18 protein-coding genes are annotated in these 20636 nt (G+C 35.2%); 10 read left to right on the top strand and 8 right to left on the bottom strand.

The window, feature by feature from the left end; genetic code table 11:
* Nucleotides 1-51: 51 nt before the first annotated feature.
* Together VB264_RS03865 and VB264_RS03860 are read left to right on the top strand one after the other, a co-directional pair.
* Nucleotides 52-945, top strand: a complete 894-nt coding sequence (locus VB264_RS03865; RefSeq protein ID WP_323246924.1) for a glycosyltransferase family 8 protein — start codon at nucleotides 52-54, stop codon at nucleotides 943-945.
* Between the two features lie 38 nt (nucleotides 946-983).
* A complete protein-coding gene (locus tag VB264_RS03860; protein WP_323246922.1) occupies nucleotides 984-1757 on the top strand; it encodes a glycosyltransferase in 774 nt (257 codons plus the stop codon).
* A 103-nt stretch (nucleotides 1758-1860) separates the two neighbouring features.
* On the opposite strand, the gene VB264_RS03855 is transcribed toward VB264_RS03860, so the two are convergent.
* On the bottom strand, nucleotides 1861-2772 hold the full coding sequence (locus tag VB264_RS03855) for a histone deacetylase family protein (RefSeq protein ID WP_323246920.1): 912 nt from the start codon (nucleotides 2770-2772) through the stop codon (nucleotides 1861-1863).
* A 65-nt stretch (nucleotides 2773-2837) separates the two neighbouring features.
* Nucleotides 2838-3731, bottom strand: a complete 894-nt coding sequence (locus VB264_RS03850; RefSeq protein WP_323246918.1) for a LysR family transcriptional regulator — start codon at nucleotides 3729-3731, stop codon at nucleotides 2838-2840.
* 96 nt (nucleotides 3732-3827) lie between these two features.
* On the opposite strand from VB264_RS03850, the gene VB264_RS03845 reads away from it, so the two are divergent.
* Together VB264_RS03845 and VB264_RS03840 are read left to right on the top strand one after the other, a co-directional pair.
* On the top strand, nucleotides 3828-4424 hold the full coding sequence (locus VB264_RS03845) for an NAD(P)H-dependent oxidoreductase (protein ID WP_323246916.1): 597 nt from the start codon (nucleotides 3828-3830) through the stop codon (nucleotides 4422-4424).
* Nucleotides 4425-4436: 12 nt separating this feature from the next.
* On the top strand, nucleotides 4437-4727 hold the full coding sequence (locus VB264_RS03840) for a putative quinol monooxygenase (protein ID WP_323246914.1): 291 nt from the start codon (nucleotides 4437-4439) through the stop codon (nucleotides 4725-4727).
* A gap of 315 nt (nucleotides 4728-5042) precedes the next feature.
* On the opposite strand, the gene VB264_RS03835 is transcribed toward VB264_RS03840, so the two are convergent.
* Complete coding sequence (locus tag VB264_RS03835; protein ID WP_323246912.1) at nucleotides 5043-7013, bottom strand: thioredoxin domain-containing protein; 1971 nt, start codon at nucleotides 7011-7013, stop codon at nucleotides 5043-5045.
* Nucleotides 7010-8632 carry a T9SS type A sorting domain-containing protein gene (locus VB264_RS03830; protein ID WP_323246910.1) on the bottom strand — a complete coding sequence of 541 codons (1623 nt, stop codon included), beginning with the start codon at nucleotides 8630-8632 and terminating at the stop codon, nucleotides 7010-7012. Before VB264_RS03830 ends, VB264_RS03835 begins: the two co-directional genes overlap by 4 nt.
* Nucleotides 8633-8747: 115 nt before the next feature.
* Here VB264_RS03830 and VB264_RS03825 point away from each other — a divergent pair, with 115 nt between their 5' ends.
* From VB264_RS03825 to VB264_RS03800, 6 genes are all read left to right on the top strand, one after another.
* On the top strand, nucleotides 8748-9188 hold the full coding sequence (locus tag VB264_RS03825) for a hypothetical protein (protein ID WP_323246908.1): 441 nt from the start codon (nucleotides 8748-8750) through the stop codon (nucleotides 9186-9188).
* Nucleotides 9189-9322: 134 nt separating this feature from the next.
* Nucleotides 9323-10897, top strand: coding sequence for an NAD(P)/FAD-dependent oxidoreductase (locus VB264_RS03820; protein ID WP_323246906.1), 1575 nt, complete (start codon nucleotides 9323-9325; stop codon nucleotides 10895-10897).
* A gap of 104 nt (nucleotides 10898-11001) precedes the next feature.
* Complete coding sequence (locus VB264_RS03815) at nucleotides 11002-11637, top strand: NUDIX hydrolase (protein ID WP_407654640.1); 636 nt, start codon at nucleotides 11002-11004, stop codon at nucleotides 11635-11637.
* A gap of 72 nt (nucleotides 11638-11709) precedes the next feature.
* Nucleotides 11710-13437 (top strand): hypothetical protein, encoded by a 1728-nt coding sequence (locus VB264_RS03810; RefSeq protein WP_323246904.1) that lies wholly within the window; start codon nucleotides 11710-11712, stop codon nucleotides 13435-13437.
* A 192-nt stretch (nucleotides 13438-13629) separates the two neighbouring features.
* Nucleotides 13630-16296 carry a DNA gyrase/topoisomerase IV subunit A gene (locus VB264_RS03805; protein ID WP_323246902.1) on the top strand — a complete coding sequence of 889 codons (2667 nt, stop codon included), beginning with the start codon at nucleotides 13630-13632 and terminating at the stop codon, nucleotides 16294-16296.
* A gap of 214 nt (nucleotides 16297-16510) precedes the next feature.
* A complete protein-coding gene (locus VB264_RS03800; RefSeq protein ID WP_323246900.1) occupies nucleotides 16511-17161 on the top strand; it encodes a SanA/YdcF family protein in 651 nt (216 codons plus the stop codon).
* 124 nt (nucleotides 17162-17285) lie between these two features.
* On the opposite strand, the gene VB264_RS03795 is transcribed toward VB264_RS03800, so the two are convergent.
* The 4 genes from VB264_RS03795 to VB264_RS03780 all read right to left on the bottom strand — a co-directional run bounded on the left by VB264_RS03795 (nucleotide 17286) and on the right by VB264_RS03780 (nucleotide 20630).
* Nucleotides 17286-18068 carry an L-fucose dehydrogenase gene (locus tag VB264_RS03795; protein WP_323246898.1) on the bottom strand — a complete coding sequence of 261 codons (783 nt, stop codon included), beginning with the start codon at nucleotides 18066-18068 and terminating at the stop codon, nucleotides 17286-17288.
* Between the two features lie 47 nt (nucleotides 18069-18115).
* The gene (locus tag VB264_RS03790) at nucleotides 18116-18943 is read right to left on the bottom strand and encodes an amidohydrolase family protein (RefSeq protein WP_323246897.1); all 828 of its coding nucleotides are present in this window, start codon (nucleotides 18941-18943) and stop codon (nucleotides 18116-18118) included.
* 157 nt (nucleotides 18944-19100) lie between these two features.
* Nucleotides 19101-19955: a fumarylacetoacetate hydrolase family protein gene (locus tag VB264_RS03785; RefSeq protein WP_323246895.1), complete on the bottom strand. Its 855-nt coding sequence runs from the start codon at nucleotides 19953-19955 to the stop codon at nucleotides 19101-19103.
* Between the two features lie 6 nt (nucleotides 19956-19961).
* Nucleotides 19962-20630, bottom strand: a complete 669-nt coding sequence (locus tag VB264_RS03780) for an SGNH/GDSL hydrolase family protein (RefSeq protein WP_309916067.1) — start codon at nucleotides 20628-20630, stop codon at nucleotides 19962-19964.
* Nucleotides 20631-20636 lie beyond the last annotated feature (6 nt).

Raw genomic sequence — 20636 nt, 5'->3', positions numbered from 1 at the left:
GCATCATTGTATAACAACACAGCTTACAAAAACCAAAATATTTATAATATTATGTCAAATTCTATTGAAAAGAAACCAATAACCATTGTGGTGGCAAGTGATAATCATTTTGCCATTTTGATTGCAGCTTTGCTAAAGTCGATAGATCTAAATCACAAAACTGACGAGCATATTGATTTCTATATCATTGATGACGGTATTTCTGCTAAAGCAAAAAGTAGACTTGAAACCATAGCTGATCCTTCAAGAATTACACTGAAATGGTTTAAGAGCAAAGAAATCATTCCAGCGGACATAGTAATACCTGTAGATACTACGTCTATGCCCCTTACCACCTTCTTACGCATTTTCGCACCTTATATTATTGACCCTGAGCTAGATAAATTGATTTATTTAGATGTAGATATTATTTTACAAGACGATATTTCAAAATTCTGGAATATTCCTTTGGGCGAATATACAGTTGGTGCTGTTCAAGATTATTCTAAAACTGTCGATTGCCAATGGGCAGGGATTCCCAACTATAAAGAATTAGGATTAGCACCAGATACAAAATATTTTAATGCAGGTGTGTTATTGATGAACCCAAAAAAGTGGCGTGAAGAAAAACTAACAAACCAAGTAATAACTGCTTTAATAGACTACAAAGACCACGTTAAGATGGGCGACCAATACGGATTGAATGTTGTATTGGCAAACAAATGGCTGGAACTTGACCCAAAATGGAACTGGTTTGCTTTGTATGAAGATGAAAAACCTTACTTAGTACACTTTGTTGAGATTAAACCAATTTTCTCTAATTATCATTTTAAAGAAGTTTACAAACAAGAGTTTTTCAGGTATTTAGCCATGACTCCTTGGAAAAACTTCAAACCGCTTAGTGGTAAATGGAGAATGTTTAGAAAGCTGGTTAACAAAATAAAAAAGGCTTTGCTAAGATTATAATTGGATAATTACTTTGAATATTTTAAATCATTTACCTAATGAGAAAATTTGACGGAGTAACATTATTAGTTACCCATTATAATAGAAGCAGTTCATTAGAACGCCTTTTGAAAAGCTTTCAGGATTTAGATTGTATTTTTGAAGACATTGTGGTTTCTGATGATGGCAGTAAAGAAGAACATCAAGCATATTTAAGAAAAATACAACCCGAATATTCTTTTAGGCTTATTACAACCCCAAAAAACAAAGGGCTAGGAAATAACCTTAACAAGGGGCAGGATGCGGTAGTAACGCCCTATACTTTGTATGTTCAAGAGGATTTTGTACCGTCAGCTATTTTCCCTACTCATTTTGAGGATGCCCACAGATTTATGAATGAGGACAAGAGTTTAGACATGGTTCGTTTTTATGCTTATATACAATATCCTTATCTTAAATACTTTGACAAGGGTTATTCAGAAATGCTTTATAAGCCTTGGTATTTAGATTATCATAAGATATATTATTATAGCGACCATCCACATTTGAGAAGAAGTAATTATTTTGAAAAATTTGGACGATATGCAGAAGGTATAAAAGGAGACCGCACAGAATATAGAATGTGTTTGGCCTTTATTCAAAACAAAGGAAAAGCATTGTTCTTTAATGAATACAAGTCACTTTTTGACCAAGTGAATTCAGCGGATGAACCCACAACAATGTCAAGGGGAAGCTGGACTACTAGCGAAAATCCTGTGATACAGTTAGTACGATATTTTTATAGACAAACAAGGTATAACTATGATTTGTTATTTACTAAGTATAAGTATTGAGTGATTTAGAGAATGAGTGACTTAGTGATTAATTATCAAACTAGGATTTTCATTTTGTTTATAAATAAGATAAAAAATCCGCTCTATTGGGGCGGATTTTTTATTATACACCATCAAAAAACATCTTTTGAGCCAACCTAAAAGTGTTGCAATGAGCATCGACGATATCAATAATTTTAGGAGAATATCCGCCACCCATCGATACAACAATAGGTAATTTATTATTGATAGCTTGTTCAAACACAAATTCATCTCTACTATAACAGCCCTCTTTCGTCATACTCAGTTTACCCAATTTATCGGTTGCTAATATATCAACGCCTGAAATATAAAACAGAAAATTTGGTTTATACTTCTCTATTAATGCGGGTAAAGTTTGATATAAAATATTCAGGTATTCCTCATCTTTTGTATAAGTTTCAAGACCAATATCTAAATCAGATTTTTCTTTATGCAAGGGATAATTCTCTTGTCCATGCATTGAAAATGTAAAAACATTTGCTTGGTCTTGAAAAATCTCGGCCGTTCCATTCCCTTGATGAACGTCTAAATCAATGATTAATATTTTTGTAGCCAACCCATTATCAATTAAATAATTGGAAGCTACGGCTACATCATTTAACAAACAAAAGCCCTCTCCTTTGTCGGAATAGGCGTGATGCGTGCCTCCTGCTACATTCATGGCTATTCCATTTGCTAAAGCAAAATGGCAACAGTCTATCGTTCCTTGGGTAATGATGGTTTCTCTACGTACAAGTTCTTCTGATAAAGGAAAACCTATTTTACGTATCATTTTAGGGTCAAGTCTAAGAAACTTTAAATCTTCCCAATATTGTGGCTTATGTGTGCGAACAATCCATTGTTCATCTACAGGTGTTGGCTCAAAAAAATTATCTTTATCACAAGTACCTTCATACAATAATTGCTCAGGAATAAGTTCATATTTAAGCATCGGAAATCGATGTCCTTCGGGAAGAGGGTGTTGATAGATGGGTGAATAAGCGATTTTTAGCATATACTTTAAATAATACAATCATTGGTTGTGATACCTCTTTCAGTTACAGGGCAAATTATCCAATATCACATTTTACTTGCTATATTTTTCTTAATCAATGCTATTTCTTTTTCATACACTGTTTTTTTTCGATGAGCAAAATACAGTGTATTGATTAGCTTTGATTTGCCTTCCCAAATTAGCTTAATATTACCCTTATCAAGTTCTTTTTGACAGAGAAAACTAGGAATAATAGCCAAGCCTTGCCCCTGAGCTAAACAACGAACGATAGAGTTGAGGTTGGGAACAATATAATTAGGTCGAAAATCGGGATACTTATTAAAATTCAATTGCCAAAAATGCCTTAAATGTTCCATATCACCTGTAGTACCATACCATTTTTGGGTTTTAAGCCATGCTTCTAATACTTCACAGTCATTCGTAGAGAGTATTTCTTGAAACGCTTCTACATCAATTCCATTCCCTCCTACCATCACTATATTTTCAGAAGAAAATGGATAATATTCAATTCCTTCTTTTTCTAACACTTGTGGGGTAACAATTAAATCGATAATTCCCTTTTCTAGGTTTTCTATCATCAAAGGGTACTCCCCAAATTGTAAGATAATATTAAAGGGAAAACTTGGTATAAATTCTTCTAAAGAAGCCTGAAAGGTTTCAAAACACATTCCCAAACTAATGGTTGGTGTATGTTTTTCAGTACTTCTTTGAAAGTTTTTCTCTGCCTCTTCTAGTTTGCTCAGGGCTTGAACCGTAAAGTTATACAGTACTTTCCCCCTTTCAGTCGGAATCATCTTTCTGCCTGTTCTATCAAAAAGCTTATAGCCTACATAATTCTCCAGCGAACTCAAATGTAAACTTACGCCTGGCTGAGAAATAAATAATTGCTCGGCTGCTTTTGTAAGCGTCCCTGTTTGATACACTACTTTAAAAGTTCGATACCATTCTAAATTAACCATTTTGTTATTATAATCATGATAGATTACTATAAATCATGTTATTTTTATAATACAATTACTCGCTATACTTTTGTTCCATTAATAACAAAAGAAAAGATGACAACAAAAGTTTTTATAATAAATGGCGGACAAAAGTTCGGTCATTCTGGAGGTAGATTCAACGAAACTATTTTTCAAGAGAGTATCAGTTTCTTCAATCAACACCCTGATTTTGAAATCAAAACTACTAATATTAACGAAGAATACAACCCTTCTGAGGAGGTAGAAAAGTATGTTTGGGCAGATGTAGTTATTTATCATACGCCTATCTGGTGGTTTCAATTACCGCATGATTTGAAAAAATATATTGATATTGTTTTTACAGAGGGCTACAACAAAGGAATTTATCGTAGTGATGGCCGTTCATCCGCCAATCCAACCATCAATTATGGAACAGGCGGTACGCTACATGGAAGAAAATATATGCTAACGACGTCATGGAATGCACCCAAAGAAGCATTTACATTGCCGAATGAATTTTTCATGGAAAGAAGTGTAGATGATGGTCCATTATTTGGCTTTCATAGAATGAATGCTTTTACAGGAATGACGCCTCTTGATAGTATTCATTTTCACGATGTGGAGAAAAATAGTAATATTGCAAGAGATATGAGTCTTTATCAAGACCATCTCCGTAAAATTTTCTTAAACTAACATTTTTCTCTGATGAATATTTATCTCACGGCCATTGTCAACAGTAAACCAGAACATGTTGAAACAGTAAAAGCCATTTTAGAAGCATTGGTGTTTGAATCTCGTAAAGAACCTGCATGCATTCAATACGATTTGCACCAGTCTATCGCAGCTTCAAACATTTTTACTTTTCATGAAATATGGGAAAGCATGAGCGGGTTGGATAATCATAATCAGCAACCATATATTGCTAGTTTTGTAGCTCAATTTGATGAATTGTTAGAACAACCTGTAACGGTTTATCAGGCGTTGAAAATAGCATAGAACATATTTTTTCCTATTAGCAGGTGACTTAAGTCCTACTGATTACCCATAAGTTTGTAAATTATTAATAATCAGATGATTATCTCTAGCGAGGGACTTAAGTCCCTCGCTAGAGATAAGGGCTTCAACGCTTGGTTTTAAAGACTATTTATGTACATTTAAGCTAATTTGATCAATAATTACATTTACATTTCAACTTTTTAAAAGATGTGGGTAATCAGTAGGACTTAAGTCACCAGCTAATAGGAAAAAATAAAATTTAATAACCTCATTTATAACATATTACATACTTCTAGTATTTTTTATTCTTCTGTATTAAACAATCTGTTCCCAAGCCTCCTCAACTGTCTTTACTGGTAATTGACAAGTTTTGTCGTAACAAACAAAGATTAGCGTTTCTCCTTCTTTTGTCGTTCTATGTTGCAATAAAGGCAATTGGCTTTCAGTAGCAGTTCCTGTCAACACTTTGTTAGGGAAAAATTGCTGGTCTATTTGTTTTCTAAAAGTTAGGAAATCATCCCCTACAATGGCTATTTCTGGTGTTTTAGTGACCATTTGCGTAGACAAACAAGCCCAATTAGTCAGATAATCTACATTTTTCAATAATAGATTTTTCATTTTGGAGAGCATCAATTTTGATAATAATCCGAAGTCTTCTCTTTCCAAAATCAGCCCTAAAGTATATAGATTTCTTGCCATTATTGAATTGGAACTCGGCACTACATTATCAAAAATTTCTTTTTTGCGTGCTATCAACTCTTCCGCATTCTTATCTGTGAAGAAAAATAATTCATCTTCCTCATCCCAGAAGTTTTCATAGGCATACAGCGTTAGTTTCTCCGCATAATGCAACCAGTTTTCTTCAAAAGTAGCCTGATATAAATTCAAATAAGCATCAATCAACGTAGCATAATCTTCTAAGAAGCCCATAATCTTGGTTTCTCCATTTTTGTGGCTATGCATCAATTGTTCCCCTACGATAAACTTATCTTTGATAAAATTAGCATTTTGAATTGCTAACGTTAAAAAACTCTCATCACCAAATACCCTATAGGCATCGATTAAGCCTTTTAACATCAAGCTATTCCATGAACAAAGAATTTTATCATCCAATCCGGGACGAATACGTGTATTTCTTACAGCGTTAAGCTTTGCTATCTGCTCCTTAAAATCTGCATTCAAACTAGGCTGGTTTTTCCACAGAATATTCACGCCATGCTCCCAATTTCCCGCTTGTGTCACTTGATATTGTTGGCAAAAAGCCTCAGCTTCTTCTCCTAAAATTTCCTCAATTGCTGTTTTAGTCCATACATAATATTTACCCTCTACTCCTTCTGAATCGGCATCTAACGCTGAATAAAACCCGCCTTCTTCATTGGTCATTTCACGAGTTAACCAATCGATGGTTTCATAGACAACTTCTTTATACAACGCTACTCCCGTTAAAGAATAAGCTTCTGAATATAAGCTCACTAATTGCCCATTGTCATACAACATTTTTTCAAAATGAGGACAAAACCATTCACCATCAACAGAATATCGAGCAAAGCCTCCTCCTAATTGGTCATAAATACCCCCCATCGCCATTCTGTTAAGGGTAAGTTGAACATGATGCAAGATTACTTGGTCTTTAGTTTCATGAACGTACCGTAATAAATAAGCCCAAATAGAGGGCATAGGGAACTTCGGACTTCTTTCAAACCCACCCCATACGTCATCAAAAGTACTCGACAGTTTTTCTGCCATTACTTTCAAATCATATTTGGTGAATATCTCGCTTTCAGGTACCAATCCATATTTTTCAGAATCTTTAAACAACATATTCTGAGTAAACCCTTCTGCCGACTTCTGTAGTTCTTCTTGGCTATTTTTAAAGCCCGTATCCACTGCTTGCAATAATTTCAACCAATTGGGCTTAGGGAAATATGTTCCTCCATAAAACGGTTTACCATCAGGCATTAAAAAAACATTCAATGGCCAACCTCCATGTACACCCATTGCCTGTACGGCATCCATATACACTGCATCAACATCAGGACGCTCTTCTCTATCTACTTTTATATTGACGAAATAGCGATTCATTACCTCCGCTACTTCTTCTTTTTCAAAACATTCATGTTCCATGACATGGCACCAATGACATGCAGAATAACCAATGCTTACTAAAATTGGTTTATTTTCTGCTTTCGCCTTATCAAGTGCTTCTTTTCCCCAAGGAAACCAATCCACAGGGTTCTGAGCATGTTGTAATAAATATGGTGATGTTTCGTGGGCTAATCTGTTCATTGATTAATAATAATTTTTTTGATAATACTCTTCTCTCCTTCTACATATTTCAATATATAAGTCCCCGAAGGTTGCTTTAAGTCAAATTCTTTTTTCCTTGAAATATAACTTGAGGCTGGAGTATAGTTCTCTGAATACACTTCCCTTCCTAAGGCATCGAAAATTTTAAAATCGCCCTTCAGGTAACCTTCTCCATAATATTCAAAGGTATATTTACCATTGCTTGGGTTAGGATAAAGCACATAGTTGTTTTGTAAATCTGGCAAGGTAAACTTACACAAAAAAGTTTCTTTACCTTTTAAAGTGATTTTTTGTGACCAATCTCCATAACGAACGGTTAATTCTGTTGTAGCTCCATCACTTGCAAATTCGTTTATGGCAGCAATCAAAATTTCATTCCCTTTCACAACTCCTCTCCAAACAGCATCTTGATCTTTAAAATGGTCATAAGCGGTTTTAGGAATTACTAAACGATAATTCCCAGTAAAGAAGTCTTTGAATTGAGATAGTCTGTATAATCCATAAATATAAGATTCATAGATTGAGTAATTGACAGTATCGGGTGTAGATGGCCCTTCCCACAGCCACAGCCCTTTAGCTCCTGAGAAAAAAGGGAAAATGCCTTGTGCCTCGGCTAAGTATTTTTTTATATTGACATTAAAACCATAAGTAGAACTTGGCTGACATTTGTTATAAGTGAGCCACTGAAACAACATTACGTCTTTGTTACTTCGAGCAACATTGGCTTCAATTTGAAATAATTGATAAGCGATGTTAGGATAAGGCAATGAGCTATATTCATAACAAAAATAAGCCGATGGAGCTAAAAAGGTATTTTGTTGATAGAACTTCCCTCCTGTTTGGTTGGTAATTGTATCTTTCATATAATAATTCAACACCTTATCGCTCGTCAGCCATTCTTGCCAAGTATAGTTTAAAGGGAATTCTGTATTTTTAATGGGAGCATCTGAATAGGAAGCAAAATTCGTAGTTGACGGAATGCTATTTTGCTGAAGGTAAGTAATTGGTTCAGCATATAGCTTTGATAAATCACGTTTGTAGCGTTCGGTAAAATCAATGTCAGATAAAGCACGGTATTGAGCAGGAATACTTTGGTTGCTTTTTAAGCCCCGAATACTTGGATCAGTAGGAATTTCTCGTTCTATATCCAACATCAGAATATCTAAATTGGGCATTGCTTTTCCTTGTGTATCGGTAAAAAGCCCTGCCATTCCTTTCATATCGTCAGTCCATTTCTGCTTGTATTTGGTTAAATCATTTGCCCAAGGGCTTTCTATTTCATACCAAGGCTGACCAGCCAAACTGGCTACGCCCCCCCACAGAATTGCTCTATTTTGTTGGGGTAAATTAACATCTGCCGCTGTAAAATTCGCCAAATGTGTAAAGCCATGTTTCAGAGGAAGACGGTCGGCATCTTTGAATCTAGGTCCATTATAGACAATTTTAAATGGCAATGAAAACTCAGGAAACTGTCCCCAATTAATTACACCATTCTGGGTAGATGGTGTGTACTGAAAACTAGGTTGGCAGTCGGATTGCGCAAAAGCTAATCGACCAAATAGTAAACAGAATAATGTAATAAAAGACCTATTTTGCACGTTTCTTTAATGTATTTTAATAGTGTTCAAAGTATAACTTCTGGCAATTTCGGAAGAAAACAATTAACTTTGCTAAAGAAAAATTCGATTATTGAATTTTTAAACTCCCAACAACATGAAACTAAAGAATTTCCTCTTATTAAGCCTTTTTGCAATTCTTACTTTTGCTTGCTCTGATAATAATGTTAACCCTACTGAGTCCAAAGTTACCGTTATTCAGTCTTCTGAATGGCAAGTTGACCGTTTTACTACTACTGATGGTACAGTAGTTGACCCTACATTATTTGGAGGGAATTCAAAATTGATTGGAGAACTTACGTATGTTTTTGATAAAACATTCATGGTGCGTTCATATGATAAAGTTTCTAAGCAGGCACAGGCCTATGGGTCTTGGGAGTTAATCGAGAATGATACAAAGCTAAAAATCAATATACAAGGATTAGATGGCACTTTTAATGTTGTTTCGCTTACTAAGCAAAAAATGATATTAAGAAATAACATCGTTTATGCAGGAGTAACAGTACCCATTAATATGGAATTCATTCCTTTTAAATAAGATTTTCTCTATCCCGTAAGTATTTTTCTATGCAAAAACCTTACGGGATTTTTATTGTCTTTTGTGAAGACATCATTCGAATAACATTATTATAAAGATTTTATTATTCATTTAAGGATAAATACCTTACAATCATGAAAAAACATATATCATTAGTTTTAGAGCCAGAAATAGCTTTTGACCAAGAAAACCTCAAAAATCATTTAAGTCAATTATTACATTTTCCTGCTGATGCTGATGCCATTATTCGTCCATTAAAGAGGTCTATTGATGCCCGTGGTCGACAAGTAAAGGTAAATATAGAAGCAGAAGTATTCTTAGATGAAACACCTCCTTCAAGAATAGCATTTCAGAAAAATTATCAGGATGTTTCTAAGGCTCAACAAGCTATCATCATTGGTGCAGGTCCTGCTGGCTTATTCGCAGCACTAAGAATGATTGAGCTGGGTATAAAACCTATTCTATTAGAACGTGGCAAAGACGTTAGGGCTAGAAGAAGAGACTTAGCGGCTATCAATAAAGAACATATTGTAAATCCAGAATCAAACTATTGCTTTGGCGAAGGTGGTGCGGGTACATATTCTGATGGGAAACTTTATACTCGAAGTAAAAAAAGGGGGGATATCCGTAGGGTACTTGAAATTTTCGTGGCGCATGGTGCTACTGAAGAAATACTAGTGGATGCTCACCCTCATATAGGTACGAATAAATTACCACAGTTAGTTGCTGACCTCAGAGAAAGTATTCTAAAGGCTGGTGGAGAAGTACATTTCAATACTAAAGTAGTTGACTTTATTATTCAACAAAAGGAAATCAGAGGCGTTGTTTTAGAGGATGACAGAGAGATTTCAGGTATTGGTGTAATTCTAGCAACTGGTCACTCAGCCAGAGATATTTTTGAATTATGTCAGAAAAGAGATGTATTGATTGAATCCAAACCTTATGCAATGGGTGTAAGGATTGAACATCCTCAATCTTTGATAGATTCATTGCAATACAATTGTAAAGACCGCGGGAAATATTTGCCTGCGGCTTCCTATAGTTTGGTAGCCCAAACCTTTCATAAAGGTGTTCAAAGGGGTGTATTTTCGTTTTGTATGTGTCCGGGTGGATTTATTGTTCCAGCAGCCACAGCACCTGGTGAATTGGTTGTAAACGGAATGTCGCCTTCTCGTCGTGACTCCTATTTTGCTAATTCAGGCATGGTAGTAGCTATCAACGAAATAGACGTTTTGCCATACAAAGAATACGGAGCCTTGGCAGGCTTGCAATTACAAAGAGAACTTGAACAAAAAGCTTGTCAAATGACAGGTGGAGGTCAAACTGCACCTGCACAACTGGTACATGATTTTATCAAGCAACATACATCCAAAAACCTGCTAGAAACATCTTATCAGCCGGGTTTACAATCAATGGATATGTTGGAGGTACTTCCAGATTTTATCGGAAAACCTTTGCAGGATGGACTACAACAATTTGGTAAGAAAATGAGGAATTATGCTTCTAACCAAGGGCAAATCATTGGTATCGAAAGTAGAACATCCTCTCCTGTTCGTATTCCGAGAGACAAAGAAAATTTAGAACATCTAACAATAAAGAGGTTATATCCTTGTGGCGAAGGTGCTGGTTATGCAGGAGGAATCATGTCGGCTGCAATGGATGGTGAGCGTTGTGCCGAAAAATTGATTGAAAATTACGCTAAAAGTTAATTTGTATGATAATTTAATGTTAATTTACTAATTAAATATCATCCTTCATTTAACGGAAAGATTATACAACTTATCAATTAGCGTCTCACTTTTAAAAAATACAAATGCCTATGATAGGTTTTGTACCCTTTACTGAAAAAATAAAAAAACGGCTTCAAGAACCTTTGCCCGGAAGAATTGCTCATGAAAAAATGCTTTCTGATTCAAGATTAAAATTGAAGATGCCTTCACCGAGCGAACGAACAAGAGAAAGCGCAGTTTTAATTTTATTTTATCCTCACAATAATAATATATACATTCCCCTGATACTTCGTCCACAATATGATGGAGTACATGGAGGACAAATGGCTTTTCCGGGAGGTAGAGCTGAAAAAGAAGACGAAAATCTTGTAAGAACAGCCATGAGGGAAGCTCAAGAAGAAATTGGGGTGCGTCTGACTGATGTAAAAGTATTGGGTACACTCACCAAGCTTTTTATTCCTGCTTCCAATTTCTATGTGCAACCAGTCATAGGATTTATCCCTCATAAGCCCGATTTTTATCCTGATGCCCGTGAAGTGGATAAGGTAGTTGAAGTATCCTTAGAAGAGATGTTAAACCCTAGTATTATTGGCAGGACAATTATTAATGTCAGAGATATTGAAGTAGATGCACCCTTTTATAATATCCAAGAACATACTGTATGGGGAGCTACAGCCATGATGATTGCTGAATTAATAGATGTGGTTGAATCTATTTAAGTAAAATAATACCTCTATAACACTAAATTTCCTTACTATCATTAACTTTAAGTAAACTATTCCTAAGTACCTATGATGCTAAAAAAGCCCACAGTTTTTGTTAATTCAATAGCATATCTTTCAATTATTTTAATTGTTGGTATTTATTACTCTGTTTGTTACTCCAACTCATACAATTTCTTTTTTCAGGACGATTACCACCTCCTCAGTTTCGTAAATACTGCTTATAACCCTTTATTAACCTTCACTGAAAAACTGCAAGCACTTTGGAGTTTACATAACGAACACCGTATTGTTTTTCCAAGGCTTTTTGTACTGATAGATTGCTATTTACAAGGTCATATCGACTGGAAAGTTTTGAACACCGTAGCTACTTTATACTACTTGGGCATTTTTATAATATTTAGCTTGTTCATAAAAAGGTTAAAACTTAGCATCATCTATGTTGTACCCATTGCCTTTATCATATTTCAGCCTGCTTCTACCGATAATTATCTTTGGACGATTTCGACATTACAACAAGTTGGGAATATTTTCTGGGCGATGCTTTTGTTTTATAGTGTTTGCTTTTTCTCACCAAAATACTTTTGGATTTCCATAATATTAGTCTTAGTCTTGACATTTACACATGGGAATGGCTTGTTTAGTTTTCCCGTAGTTGCCTTAATACTTCTTTTTCAAAAAAGATTTAAGCAATTAATTATTTGGATATGCCTAATGATTTTTGTCGCAATGATTTACTTTTGGGGCTATCAGAACGGACAGAACTCAAATCTAGCAGGTAGTTTAAGCGACCCAACGAGGTTAGCCTTATGTTTTGGTGGTTTTTGGGGAAGTTTTGTTTCTATTATTTCACACAGATTAGAAACATATTATCAAGCAATCACACTTGGGTTTATTGTATTTGTCACCTTGCTATTTTTTAACCTAAGATTGACCTATCACGAAACGTTAACTTTATTCAACAAAAAACACTCAACTATTCAAGCAAAGGAATCATCAGTAAATGGTCATTTTTTGTTAGCATATTTTATATTCTTTACCATCACAGCACTTTTGGTCACTTTGAGTAGGTCGTGGTCGGGACTGGAATCTAGTTTTGCTAATAGGTATTTACATAACTCATTTATTCTTTTTGTGTTATTCTACTGTACCTTATTGTATTACTTACCTACCTTTAAAAGATCAATTGTTGGTAGTTTTTTAATCTTAGGGATAGTCTTTAATGCTTTCTCTTGGTATCAAAATTTCGACAGAATCATCTATATAAAGTATTTAAATCAAGCTGAAGCATTCAATTATCAACACGATAAAATCACAGTAGAAAACGCAGCATCATTTAATAGAAATATCAGAGATGTTTTGGCACAATCTTTCCAAAATGGTGTAAGTGTTTTTCCCGACAACTTTTTACAACCAAGCATTTTCAATGCTGCTAACCAAATACCAGATTTTTCAAGTCAATATAACCTTGTGATATCAAAAGATTCGTTATTAATGTTAGATGCTAAAGAATCGCATTACTTACCAAGAGTAATGTTAAAAAATACTACTCTACCCTATGACGGTCAGGCTTTTGTGGTCTTCAAATCTTCCAAAAATACGTATATTTATCCTGTCCTTCATCAAAAGTCTGGCAGACGAAGATTCATGCAATTGGAACCTTACTTCACAAAAGGGTTTAGTACTTCTGTCTTGCTCGATTCTTTTGAAAAAAACACTTATCAAATAGGTATTATTCAAAAAATAAATAATCAACTGGTTTGTCATTTTACCCCTCAATCTATTAATGTTCGGTAATTTTCATCATTAAATCTAGGTTTCTTAGCTTATTCCAGCACAATTAGGCGGTAATATTTATCATCTGTTATAACCTTTCACTTATATTAATTCATTGATGTTATCAGTATCAGATGCTTTTTCTTAGCTTTTTTTATGTAAATTAGGGTTTTGAAATACCACAAAATACGTAGAGAAGTAAAATAAGTGTCAATGGAAAACGAAAGTCTGCCTGAAAATTTAGAAGAGAACACAAACGATAATCCCCAAGACGATGCCCTTCATCAGCAAGTCGCTGTAGCAGGATTGTATGAAAACTGGTTTTTAGAATATGCTTCTTATGTAATTTTAGAAAGAGCTGTACCTGCAATTGAGGATGGATTAAAACCTGTTCAGCGCCGTATATTACACGCCCTAAAAGAAATGGACGATGGTCGTTTCAACAAAGTGGCAAACGTAATTGGACAAACGATGCAATATCACCCTCATGGTGATGCTTCTATTAATGAAGCCATGGTTAACCTAGGTCAGAAAGATTTAGTATTTGATTGTCAAGGAAACTGGGGAGACTACCGCACTGGCGATGGTGCTGCTGCTGCTCGTTATATCGAAGTTAGGCTCTCAAAATTTGCCCTTGATGTAATCTTTAACCCTCAGACGACCGACTGGCAACTTTCTTATGATGGTCGTAAACGTGAGCCAGTTGCCCTTCCGGTAAAATTCCCTTTACTTTTAGCACATGGCGTTGAAGGTATTGCTGTTGGGCTTTCAACCAAAATTATGCCTCATAATTTTGTTGAATTGATTGAAGCCTCCATAGCGATTCTAAAAAACAAACCTTTTGAAATATACCCTGACTTCTTGACAGGCGGGTCAATAGATGTTTCCAATTATCAGGATGGTCATCGTGGTGGGAAAATTAGGGTAAGAGCCAAAATTGAAGAATTTGATAAGAAAACCTTAGTCATTAAGGATATTCCGTTCTCTACTACTACCACCAATTTGATTGAGTCTATCATCAAAGCGAATGATGCGGGGAAAATAAAAATCAAAAAAGTAATTGATAACACTGCCAAAGAGGTAGAAATACAAGTACAGCTTGCACCAGGGGTTTCACCAGATGTCACGATTGATGCTTTGTATGCTTTTACCGATTGTGAGATTTCAATCTCTCCGAATGCCTGTGTAATCATTGCCGATAAACCTCACTTTGTGGGGGTTTCTGAAGTGTTAAAAGTTTGTACCCAACAAACTGTAAAGCTGTTAGAACGTGAGTTAGAAATACGTAGAGATGAATTGATGGAGAAGTTATTATTTAGCTCTCTTGAGAAAATCTTCATTGAAAATCGTATTTATCGCCAAATTGAAGAATGCGAGACATTTGAAGATGTAATTGCTACAGTTGATAAAGCGTTGGACCCTTACAAACCCGAATTTTACAGAGAAATAGTTGAAGAGGATATTTTAAGATTATTAGAAATCCGTATCAAACGTATATCTAAATATGATGGTTTCAAGGCAGACGAAGCCATGAAACGCTTGCAAGAAGAATTGGCGGAGGTATTGGATAACCTTGCGAACATCATTCGCTACTCCATTGATTATTTCAAAAATATCCTGAAAAAACACGGTAAAGGTCGTGAGCGTAGAACTGAAATCAGAAACTTTAATACCATTTCAGCGGCAGTTGTGGCAGCAGCCAACCAGAAACTATATGTTGACCGTGTCGGTGGGTTTATTGGTTATGGTTTGAAGAAAGAAGAGTATGTGATGGATTGTTCGGATATTGATGATATCATCGTTTTCAGACAAGACGGACGCTGTATGGTGACCAAAGTACAAGAAAAGGTATTTGTTGGAAAAGACATTATTTATGTATCTGTTTTCAAAAAGAATGATGATAGAAAAGTATATAATTTAGTCTATTTTGATGGAAAAACAGGGATTTCGTATGTAAAACGCTTCAAGGTTACGGCTGTTACGCGTGACCGTGAATATGATTTAACGGCAGGTAATCCTAAGTCAAAAATTCTATACTTCACAGCCAATGAAAATGGAGAGGCAGAAACCATTCAAATAAATTTGACGGCCTCTAGTACTGCTAGAGTCAAGCAATTTGAATATGATTTCAAAGAGTTGCTTATCAAAGGGCGTGATTCGATGGGTAATTTATTAACGAAATATCCTATCAGAAAAATCACCTTAAAATCTGCTGGGCTTTCCACTTTAGGTGGCGTAGATATCTACTACGACGAAAATGTAGGGCGACTCAATCGAGATGAGCATGGTAAATATTTAGGTAATTTTGATGCCAAAGATAATATCTTGGTTATCTACAAAGATGGGCAATATGAATTGACAAATTTTGAGCTAACAAACCGCTATGAGTCAAAAGATATTGTTTCGTTGACCAAATTTATTCCAGATGGTATTATTACGGCTCTTTACTATGATGGTGGGTCTAAATTGTATTATGTAAAACGTTTCAGGATAGAGACAACCACGATTGATAAAAAATTCTTGTTTATTTCGGATGAAAAAGGTTCTAAGCTGACTTTTGCTAGTGTTGACGTATATCCACGCATCGAAATGTCTTATAAAAAAGATAATCAATCTGGAATTATTAAAGAAGAAGTCAATCTGGATGAAATAGCAGAAGTAAGAGGTTGGAAAGCCATGGGAAGTAAATTATCTACTTTTAAAGTTCAGCATATTACACCTTTGGCACCCAAAATTGTAGAAACGCCTGTGAAACAATTGGATGAACCTTCGGCTAATAAAGACGCTAGCACACAACCGCCGAAGCTGATAGCGCCAGAAGAAATTGATTTTCCAGAATCTGGTGACGGCACAACAGGGGAGCAATTAGGATTATTTTAACATTTGAAAAAAACCTAAATTTTCATTTTTCCATAAAAAATACAACAATTACTGATTATAAATACATTAAAAATAGTTTTTGGATATTTTATTTTGTTAAAAGTGATTTTAACGAACCACTTATTTTTAAATCTACAAATTAGTTAATATATTTATAATCAGTAACTTCCACAATAAATGATTATTACTACTGAAAAATACCTATGAAATATCATTGACAGAGCCATTCGATTTCACTACATCAGTAAAATGGTTCTTTAAAGGAATCATCGCATTGATTTTCTTTGCGTTGATTGGTATTTTAGTGTGTAATATTTGGATTGTCTATTCTACTGAAGATAGAAACTTTTACAGTCTCGACAAACTTCCCTCAAATGACATTGGATTGGTATTGGGTACCAGCAAAGCCGTACAAGGTGGCAAAGCAAATTTATTCTATAAATATAGAATGGAAGCCGCAGCCCGTTTGTATAAAGAAGGAAAAGTAAAGTTTTTGATTTTGAGTGGTAATCACGATTCAATTTTCTATAATGAACCAAACGACATGAAAAAGTCTTTGATGCGTTTAGGTGTTCCAGAAAATGTGTTGATACTTGATTATGCAGGCTTTCGTACTTACGATTCTATCATTCGTTGCAAAGACGTATTCAGTCAACGTAAATTCACGATTATATCTCAGCCTACCCATAATGCCAGAGCATTATTTTTAGCTAATCACTTAGGGGTTGATGCTGTGGCCTTTGCGGCACAAGATGTACAGTCGGGCTATAAAACTTATCTAAGAGAGTATTTGGCTCGCCCAAAAGCCATTCTTGACGTATATATTTTTGAAAGAGCTAAATACCAAGAATCAGCGGGGGAATAGTATTGATAATATAATTTTCAAAATCCTTTCTTTTCTTTCTATTAGGGGGTGGTCACCCCCTAATAGAAAGAAAAGAAAGGATTTTAATTTAAAGGGCATTTTCACGAATGAACTCAATGTTTTTCTATAACAAAGCTCTATCTAAATGCGTATAGCCACCGTCAACATAAATTAATTGACCTGTTGTATGGCTTGAACGTTTTGACATTAAAAATGCTACCATGTTCGCAATCTCCTCTGCGGTAGTCATACGCTTTCCTAAAGGTATTTTATCTGTAATTTTTGCTAACGTCTCTTCCGGATTAGGCAATGTCTTAATCCAACGGTCATACAATGGTGTATAACATTCTGCTACGATGACAGCATTAACACGAATACCATAAGGCAATAATTCAACCGCCCATTCACGTGTAAGGGCATTTCTACCTCCGTTTGATGCTGCATAAGCAGAAGTACCACCTTGTCCTGTCTCAGCAGTTTTTGAACCTATATTTACGATTGCTCCCTTAGATTCTTTCAAGTATGGCAAAGCGTGTTGTGCTAACAAATAATAGTGAATTAAATTGCTATGCAATGAAACAACAAAGCGTTCGTAGTTACCACTTTCTAGTCCAACGCCATCATTTACACCTGCATTGTTTACAAGTCCATCAATTCGTCCAAATTTAGCTACAACCTCATCTACAGCTTTTTTACATTCTTCAGGCTTCGATAATTCAGCTACAAACGACCATGCTTGTCCGCCTGCTGCCTGAATTTTCTCAATTGCTTTCTGATTATCAGCATCATTTCTACCTACGATAGCAACATACGCTCCTTCAGTAGCTAATACGCCAGAAATACCTTCACCAATTCCTTTTGCACCGCCCGAAACGATGATTACTTTTTCTTTGAGTCCTAAGTTCATATTAAATTTTTACACAAAGCAATAATTACATAGAGCTGAGGTAAGGTTTAAATATTATAAAATTTGAGAGCGTTTCCTCCCATTATCTTTTTCTTTTCTAAGGTCGAAAATGTAGAAAAATACTCATTTACAATCCCTAATTGTTCTTCATATTCAGCAGCAACTAAGCAAACTGGCCAATCAGAGCCGTACATTAGGCGTTCGGTGCCAAATGCTTTTACTACCGTATCCAAGTATATTTTAAAATCGGACACTTTCCAATCGTTCCATTCGCCCTCAGTAACCATTCCTGATAATTTACAATATACATTTTGATGTAAGGCTAGTTTCTTGATATTGGTTTGCCATTGGGTATATTCGCCAGATTTTATATCGGGTTTGGCGATATGGTCTAAGACAAACTTTTGGTCGGGGAACAACTTTGCCAATTGAATGGCTTGGTCTAGCTGATAATGATAAATCAAAATATCGTAAGTGAAATCAAATGCTCCTAAGGCTGTAATTCCAGCCTTGAATTTTGGTCTAAGCATAAATTCAGTATCCGCTTCTCCTTGCACTACGTGCCTAAAACCTTTTACAATAGGCAATTCAGCATAATGTTCTAAAATATCATCAACATCGTCTGCACGTAAATCTACCCAACCAACTACGGCTTTTATAAAAGCATTTTTGTTGGCTAATTCAATCAAAAAATCAGTTTCTGCTAAAGTTTGGTCAGCTTGCACGGCTACACAACCCGAAATGTTATTTTTTGCTAAAATTGGAGCAAGATCCTCAGGCAAGAAATCTCGCTGAATTACCTTCATTTCATCTGAAATCCAATCATGTCGTTGTGCATCGTACTGCCAAAAATGTTGATGTGCATCTATGGTCATAAGGTTTGTTTTTCTTTAAAAATTGAAAATAGTTTGAAAATTTGAAAAGAGGTAAGTATTAAATTACCTAAAGATAAGACACAGCTCGCAAAAAAACTGACTGTGCCTTTCTCAATTTCAAATTTCCAAACTACATAACTCATTTTTAAATAAAAAATTATGCTTTCCAGTTTTTAGCCGTTTGCTTTTGTGTACCCAAACCTTCGATACCCAATTCAACTACGTCTCCTTCTTTCAAGAAAACTGGAGGGTTAAAGCCTAAACCAACACCTGGAGGCGTACCCGTAGAAATGACGTCGCCTGGTAATAAAGTCATGAATTGACTTAAATAAGAAACCAAGGTAGGTATTTTAAAAATCAATTGGTCGGTATTACTATTTTGTACGGTCTTTCCATTGACAGAAAGCCACATTTTTAAATCGTTCTCATCTTCAATCTCTTCTGTAGTCGCTAAGAATGGTCCAAGTGGTGCAAATGAATCACAGCCTTTTCCCTTGCTCCAGTTTCCTCCTCTTTCAATTTGGAATTCTCTTTCTGAAACATCATTGTGTAAGCAGTAGCCTGCTACATAGTTCAGCGCATCAGCTTCGTCTACATACTGTGCTTTTTTACCAATGACAAATGCTAATTCTACTTCCCAGTCAGTTTTTACTGAATTTCTAGGAATAATAATATCATCATTTGGTCCAGAAAGTGCCGTAGTTGACTTAAAGAAAATAATAGGTTCCGGTGGAATGGCTGCGCCTGTTTCACGAGCGTGATCGGCAAAGTTCAACCCAATACAAACAATTTTAGAAGGACGAGCCACACATGAAGCAATACGGACACCTGTAGGAATCTCTTGCAATTCATTTTGTTTTTCAACCAATAATAAACTTAGTTTATCTAAGCCATCATTCTCAAAAAAAGATTCGTTATAATCTTGAATATAAGCCGAAACATCTAGCCATTTTTCTTCTAAGATTACACCAGGTTTTTCATTACCTACTTCGCCAAATCTAAATAATTTCATAACAATTTATTTTGTAATTAAAGGGAATAATTTATCGGCAACAAACTGATTTCCAAGCTCATTCAAATGAACTCTATCGGTAGTTAATATGCCTTTATCTTTATTTTCAGGATTATTATTCAAATTATGCGCTAAGAACTCTTTTCGTAAATCACACAAAGGAATATTATTCTTTGTCGCCAAATTTCTGATAAAAGTACTGTATTGATTCATATCACCATCCTGTTGATTACTGAAATCGGTTTTTTCTCCGATAGTAGCAGGTGTACATAAAATCAATTTTGCACCACTTGCTTGAATCTTGTTGATTAAAGCTTGATAGAATCTAATGAATTTATCAGGGTCAGTACCAGTACCTGATGTTGCTTTGTGCCAAACGTCGTTGACACCAACATAAATCACTACCAAATCAGGCTTTTTGCTCAATACGTCATCTTCTAAGCGTAAGTATAAATCATAAACTTTATTCCCTCCAATCCCTGCACCAATCAATTCATATTTAGCTTTATCGCCTTTCTTGTCAATCATCTCTTGCAACTGCGAGATATATCCTTTTGGTTGTACGCCAGCTTGGGTGATAGAGTCACCGAAGAAAATAATTTTTTTAGGTTTTCCCTCTTGAATAAATGAGGTCATCGTCCAGAATAATACAGAAAACAGGACTATTTTTTTCATAAGTAT

It is taken from the genome of Arcicella aquatica (assembly GCF_034928825.1).
Taxonomy (GTDB): Bacteria; Bacteroidota; Bacteroidia; order Cytophagales; family Spirosomataceae; genus Arcicella; species Arcicella aquatica.
This window is presented reverse-complemented; position numbering and strand designations above follow the sequence as displayed.

What these genes read in the sequence shown, in the direction of transcription:
- VB264_RS03850 (WP_323246918.1), bottom strand. Translation starts at nt 3,731, where the DNA reads ATGGTTAATTTAGAATGGTATCGAACTTTTAAAGTAGTGTATCAAACA.
- VB264_RS03845 (WP_323246916.1), top strand. Translation starts at nt 3,828, where the DNA reads ATGACAACAAAAGTTTTTATAATAAATGGCGGACAAAAGTTCGGTCAT.
- VB264_RS03785 (WP_323246895.1), bottom strand. Translation starts at nt 19,955, where the DNA reads ATGAAATTATTTAGATTTGGCGAAGTAGGTAATGAAAAACCTGGTGTA.
- VB264_RS03810 (WP_323246904.1), top strand. Translation starts at nt 11,710, where the DNA reads ATGATGCTAAAAAAGCCCACAGTTTTTGTTAATTCAATAGCATATCTT.
- VB264_RS03805 (WP_323246902.1), top strand. Translation starts at nt 13,630, where the DNA reads ATGGAAAACGAAAGTCTGCCTGAAAATTTAGAAGAGAACACAAACGAT.
- VB264_RS03840 (WP_323246914.1), top strand. Translation starts at nt 4,437, where the DNA reads ATGAATATTTATCTCACGGCCATTGTCAACAGTAAACCAGAACATGTT.
- VB264_RS03795 (WP_323246898.1), bottom strand. Translation starts at nt 18,068, where the DNA reads ATGAACTTAGGACTCAAAGAAAAAGTAATCATCGTTTCGGGCGGTGCA.
- VB264_RS03825 (WP_323246908.1), top strand. Translation starts at nt 8,748, where the DNA reads ATGAAACTAAAGAATTTCCTCTTATTAAGCCTTTTTGCAATTCTTACT.
- VB264_RS03865 (WP_323246924.1), top strand. Translation starts at nt 52, where the DNA reads ATGTCAAATTCTATTGAAAAGAAACCAATAACCATTGTGGTGGCAAGT.
- VB264_RS03855 (WP_323246920.1), bottom strand. Translation starts at nt 2,772, where the DNA reads ATGCTAAAAATCGCTTATTCACCCATCTATCAACACCCTCTTCCCGAA.
- VB264_RS03815 (WP_407654640.1), top strand. Translation starts at nt 11,002, where the DNA reads ATGCCTATGATAGGTTTTGTACCCTTTACTGAAAAAATAAAAAAACGG.
- VB264_RS03820 (WP_323246906.1), top strand. Translation starts at nt 9,323, where the DNA reads ATGAAAAAACATATATCATTAGTTTTAGAGCCAGAAATAGCTTTTGAC.
- VB264_RS03790 (WP_323246897.1), bottom strand. Translation starts at nt 18,943, where the DNA reads ATGACCATAGATGCACATCAACATTTTTGGCAGTACGATGCACAACGA.
- VB264_RS03835 (WP_323246912.1), bottom strand. Translation starts at nt 7,013, where the DNA reads ATGAACAGATTAGCCCACGAAACATCACCATATTTATTACAACATGCT.
- VB264_RS03860 (WP_323246922.1), top strand. Translation starts at nt 984, where the DNA reads ATGAGAAAATTTGACGGAGTAACATTATTAGTTACCCATTATAATAGA.
- VB264_RS03780 (WP_309916067.1), bottom strand. Translation starts at nt 20,630, where the DNA reads ATGAAAAAAATAGTCCTGTTTTCTGTATTATTCTGGACGATGACCTCA.